This is a genomic window from Thiomonas sp. 13-64-67, assembly GCF_002282795.1.
Classification (GTDB): domain Bacteria; phylum Pseudomonadota; class Gammaproteobacteria; order Burkholderiales; family Burkholderiaceae_C; genus Thiomonas; species Thiomonas arsenitoxydans.
Genome location: NZ_NCKP01000090.1, coordinates 1 through 5,067, shown reverse-complemented (window position 1 = coordinate 5,067; position 5,067 = coordinate 1). Strand labels below are relative to the sequence as shown.

Here is a 5,067-nt window from a genome sequence, read left to right as displayed (position 1 = left end):
CAAGCTCACCCCCGCCAGCCCTGCCCCTCGCGCCGGGCGCGGCCCAGGGCTTCGAGGGTTTCGAGGATGCGGGGCAGGCTTTTTTTCCAGGGGCCGCGGCCTTTGAAGCGAGGGGCGAGGGCTTCGAGGTCGAGCGGCTGGGCGCTGGCGGCGAGCAGGTCGGCCACGGCGCGCATCTGTTCGGGCAGGGTGGACGGCCAGGGCTGGGCGGGCGGCTCGGGGATGCGGGCGGCTGCGGCGGCCACGGGCTGCTCCCCCTCACCCTCCATGCCAAGCGTGGCTTGGGTGGGTGGCGCGGCGCTGGGTTGCGGGTGCTGGAACGCCGGGCGCAGCCAGCGCACGGCGCCTGCGGCTTCTTCGGCCGCGCGGGCGTGGTTGAGGGCGAGCAGGCGGGTGAGCAAGACGGTTTTGGCTGTCGAATCGCCGTCCTCGGCGGCTGTTGGCGCAGCAAGCGGCGCAGCGAGGTCGCTCCAGCCGTAGGCGGCCAGCACGGCGGCGTCGAGTTCGGCGTGCAGTTCGGCGAGCACGGCGACCAGGCCGAGTTGATGCACCGTGCGCTCTTTGGGAGTGAGGGCGCGGCCTGCGCGCAGGGCGTCGAGCACGTTGTAGAGCGCGGTGAGGCTGAGGGTGCCGGGATGCTGGGCGAGCACTTGTTTGCGGTGGGCGTCGATGGCTTCGGCGCGTTCGGCGATGCGCTGGCGCAGCGCGGGGGTGAGGCCGGTGTCGGCATCGGGGAAGGGGAAGGTTTCGAAGCAGCGGGTTTTGACGTAGACCGGACGATCTTCAAGTGTGCTTCCCTGCGCCAGCGTCCAGGTGACATGCGTGCTGCTGGACAGCACGCCGAGGTGGAAGGCGTCGTCAAGAGCGATGGCGACCAGCTTGTGATCGGGAAAAATGCCGACATCAAGAAACTGAAAAGCCCGATGCTTGGCGGTTTCAACCGTGGCGATATAGCGAGATAGTCCTACCAGAGCAGATCGGAGCAGGCTGCGCGGCTCGCCGAAGATCCACCAATCGCGTTTCAGTTTGGGCCGGTTGTTGAGATCGCGTTCGGGTTTCACTCGCTCCAGAAGCCATTGATAAGCAGCGGGGAAACGCAGACGCACCTGTTCGGCTGTCAGCCCGTAAAAATCGATGATCAGTAAGCCGCGGTTGCCCCCGGTGAGATCGCGGCCGCTGCGGTAAGCGTGAATGTGAGCATCCAATCCAGGCACACGGCCCATGCCCATGTCCACTGCCTGCTCGGAGGTCACGAGAAAGCCATCGCCCGCTCGCATGACGCCATTGCTGCTGATGTTCTGCATCGCGAGCAGCGCGGGCGCCGCCGCCAAGTTGGGGCCGACTTTGAGGTCTGCATGGATCAGCCCGGTCTGTTCGCGCAGTTGCACGGTCATTTCGCCGTATTCGCCGGGGGTCTCAGTGATGACGGTTTGCAGGCGGCCTTCGCCGGCGCCGGGTTCGGCCACGGTCATGGCGATGCGCACAGCGGCGCCGCTGGCGCTGTCCACCCAGGGGTGGTCGGGGATGGCGTAAACGAGGTGTAAATCTCCGTTGAGGGCGCTTTGCACCACGCGGCGGTTGAAGGTCTGGCGCAGGCTGTTGGTGGTGATGAAGCCGAAGCGCTGCGCTTGGCCCGCCGCCACTTTGCGCGCGGCGGCGTGCCACCAGTACATGACGAAGTCGGCGCTCTCGGGCATGTCGGGCCAGGCGGCGCGCAGGGCATCCACATAGCCCTCGCCGAGCGCTTCGCGCAGCCGCTTGTCGCCGATGAAGGGCGGGTTGCCGACGATGTAGTCGGCCTGCGGCCAGTCGGCGGGGCGGGGTTGGTCGTAGGCCCATTGCGGCACTTGGGCGGCGGGGTCCGGCACGAGTTCCAAGGTGGCGGGGTGGACGGTGTAGGTGCGGCCGTCCCAGCGGGTGCGGGGCTGGCCCTGGGCGTCGAGCAGGGGGCGCTGGGCGCTCCAGGCGAGCACGGCGTCGCGGCAGGCGATGTTGCCGTAGTCGTGCACGACGGGTTCGGCCACGGCGCGGTCGCCGCGGGTGCGGATGTGCCATTGCAGGTAGCCGATCCACAGCACGAGTTCGGCCAGCGCGGCGGCGCGGGCGTTGACTTCGAGGCCGAGAAGCTGCTGCGGGGTGACGGTTTCGCCCTCTAACGCGAGTTTGTTCTGGGTTTCGCCTAAAGCGGCAAGCTGGTTGAGCACTTCGCCTTCGAGGCGCTTGAGGTGTTCGAGGGTGACGTAGAGGAAGTTGCCGCTGCCGCAGGCGGGGTCGAGCACGCGCAGGGTGCACAGGCGGTGATGAAAGCGGCGGAGTTCGGCGCGGGCGGCGTCCATCTTGGCGTCGCGCGGGCGGCCGTCGAGTTCGGCGGCTTCGTGGGCGAGCAGCAGCGCGGCGGCCTGGGCGTCGGCCCATTCGCGGCGCAGGGGTTCCATCACGGTGGGCAGCACGAGGCGTTCGACGTAGGCGCGCGGGGTGTAGTGGGCGCCGAGGGCGTGGCGTTCGGTGGGGTCGAGCGCGCGTTCGAGCAGGGCGCCGAAGATGGCGGGCTCGACTTCGCGCCAGTTGGCGCGGGCGGCGGCGAGCAGCAGATCGACCTGCGCGCGGTTGAGCGGCAGCGAATAAGCGTCGTCGGCCGCGCCCTTGAACAGCTTGCCGTTGAAGCGCAGCACGGTCTGCGCCAGGGCGACGGAGAAGCCGCCGCGGTCCATGTCGGCCCAGAGGGCGGCGAGCATGCGCTGCAGGGTGACGGGGTCGTCGCGGTGGCGCTTGAGCAGGGTGACGAAGCCGCCTTGGTCGCCCTGCCCGCTCTGTGCACCTTGGCCACCCTGCCCGCCTTCGCCCGCGCCGGGCAGCAGGCCGACGTCTTCGGCAAACATGGAGAACAGGCAGCGGGTGAGGTAGGCGGCGACAAGCTGCGGGGCGTGGCCGCTGGCTTCGAGCGAGCGGGCGAGTTCGGCCAGTTGCGCGGCGACTTCGCGGGTGACGCGGGCGCTGGCGCGGGCGGGGTCGAGGCCGAGCGGGTCGAGCCAGATGCGGCGCAGAGTGTCGCGCACCTCGGCGCGGGCGAGGTCGGCGAGCGCGATGCGGTGGCTGCGGGGGTCGGGAAACGGGGTGTAGGTGGCGCCGCTGCGGGTGAATTCGGCGTAAAGCTCGATCACCTGGCCGACATCGACCACGAGCAGAAAGGGCGGACGGCCGCCCGCGGCGAGTTCGGCGGGTTCGAGCGCGCGGGCGTAGCCCTCCGCCTGGGCGCGGGCGCGCAGCAGGGCGTCGTCGAATCGGCGGGTGTCGGCGCTGGCGCGCAGCTTCTTGGCTTCGAGCACGAAGGCGCCGCGCCGGTAGCAGTCGATCCGGCCGGGGCTGCTGCTGCCGTCGCCGTGGCGAAAGGTGATGGGCCGCTCGAACATGTAGTCGAGCTCGGGCGTGGGGTGCGGCACGGGCACGCCGAGCAGCTCGCACAGCTCGCGCACGAAGCTCTGCGCGGTGGAGAGTTCGGAGGCGGCAACGCCGCTCCAGCGGGCGATGAAGTCGGCGGCGCGGGCGGCGTCGGGGTGTGGGACGGCGGAGGGTGACGTGGAAGGATGATCTGTCATGGCGTGGGCGGCGTTTGGCGCGATGGTAGGGCGACCGCGCGCGCTGCCCTGCGGGCCGGCGTTCGGCATGGCGATTTGCGGCAAAATGGCCGCATGCACAGCAAACTCGATCTCGCGGTCGGACACCTGAATGCGGCTGTCGGCACGGTAGTTCGCGCCGAGGATCTCGCGCGGGCGTTGCGCGAGGGCAGCGTGGTGAATTTGGCGAGCGGCCCAGAGGCGCCGCTGGTTCGCGGGCTGCTGCACAGCGTGTTCGTCGAGATCGATCCAGCGCTCATCTTGAGCTGCGCCCGCGAGGCGCAGTCAGACTGGCAGCACGCCCATCAGCTTTACACCGAATCCCTGGCAGATGGCCTGCCGCGCGTCAAGGCCTGGGAGCAACTGGTCGCGCAGCGGACATGACCTCGAACATGACTACGCACCACGACGTGTTGCGCTTCAAAACCAGCGGTTCTTGGCTTGAACTTGCCCGCATCGCGGTTGATTTGGTGACGGATGCCGAACAACACGCGGGGGTTGCCATGCACCCCAGGCTGGGCGGCGGCACCAGGCTGATGCTGGCCCTTGATCACCGGATCAGTGACGACATCGATCTGTTCATCCGCGATCCACAGTGGATCGGCTATCTCTCGCCACGGCTGAATGATCGTTTCGAATCGGTCGTGACGGGCTATGAAGAATCGGCCAGCGCGCTGAAACTGCGATGTCCGGCGGGGGAGATCGATTTCATCGTGAGCATGTCGCTGCTGGGTCTGCCCGACGAGTTCGCGCCCGAGGTGTCTTTTGCGCTTGAGCCGATAGAAGAAGTTCTCGCCAAAAAATTGTTCTATCGGGGCTGGGCATTGACGCCACGCGATCTGTTTGACTGGCGGGCGGTGACTCGTCGGCACAGCCCGACCGGGCCTATGGGCAAGCGGATGGCCGGACTTCTTTCAGGCGACCGTCTGGCGGCGATTCGGGAGGCGCTGCTGGCCATGAAGACGTCAAACGCTGCGGCGGTCGCGTGGGAGGCGATTCGCGCCCCCGACAAGCCCGCGCTGGGCGAGTCGATCGATTGGGCGCTGACCGAGACCGAGAGCTACGCGCGCGCGGCTTCTGCGTAGGCCACGGCGGTTCGGCTTGGCCTATTGTGAGCGTTCATTTGTGAGCGTTCATTCGGGAGCGTTCATTCGGGAGCGTTCATTCGGGAGCGTTCATTCGGGAGCGCCCGTTCACATCCCTTCAAGCCGCCACAGCCTGCACCGCGCTACGCGCCAGCCAGCGCTGCAGCCCGGCCAGCAGCAGGCCATAGAGCGGCAGCACGCCGAGCACGGCCATTGCCAGCTTGACCGCGTAATCCACCAGCGCGATCTCGACCCAGTGCGCGGCCATAAAGGGGTCGCTGCTGGCGTAGAAGGCGATGGAGAAGAACAGCACGCTGTCCACCAGATTGCCGAACACGCTCGACACCGAGGGCGCCAGCCACCAATGG

4 protein-coding genes are annotated in these 5,067 nt (G+C 68.2%); 2 read left to right on the top strand and 2 right to left on the bottom strand.

The features are described from left to right. Window positions 1–5: 5 nt before the first annotated feature. Entirely contained in the window at window positions 6–3,596 is a 3,591-nt protein-coding gene (locus B7X30_RS14625; protein ID WP_286731561.1) for a class I SAM-dependent DNA methyltransferase, read from the bottom strand. A 93-nt stretch (window positions 3,597–3,689) separates the two neighbouring features. Between B7X30_RS14625 and B7X30_RS14620 the strand changes: the two genes are divergently transcribed. Next, complete coding sequence (locus B7X30_RS14620; protein ID WP_013123460.1) at window positions 3,690–3,998, top strand: hypothetical protein; 309 nt, start codon at window positions 3,690–3,692, stop codon at window positions 3,996–3,998. Beyond that, window positions 3,995–4,699 (top strand): nucleotidyl transferase AbiEii/AbiGii toxin family protein, encoded by a 705-nt coding sequence (locus B7X30_RS14615; protein ID WP_286731560.1) that lies wholly within the window; start codon window positions 3,995–3,997, stop codon window positions 4,697–4,699. Before B7X30_RS14620 ends, B7X30_RS14615 begins: the two co-directional genes overlap by 4 nt. A gap of 118 nt (window positions 4,700–4,817) precedes the next feature. Here the strand turns inward: B7X30_RS14615 and B7X30_RS14610 are convergent. Continuing rightward, on the bottom strand, window positions 4,818–5,067 hold a 250-nt coding region (locus B7X30_RS14610; protein ID WP_286731559.1), incomplete at its 5' end, for a queuosine precursor transporter.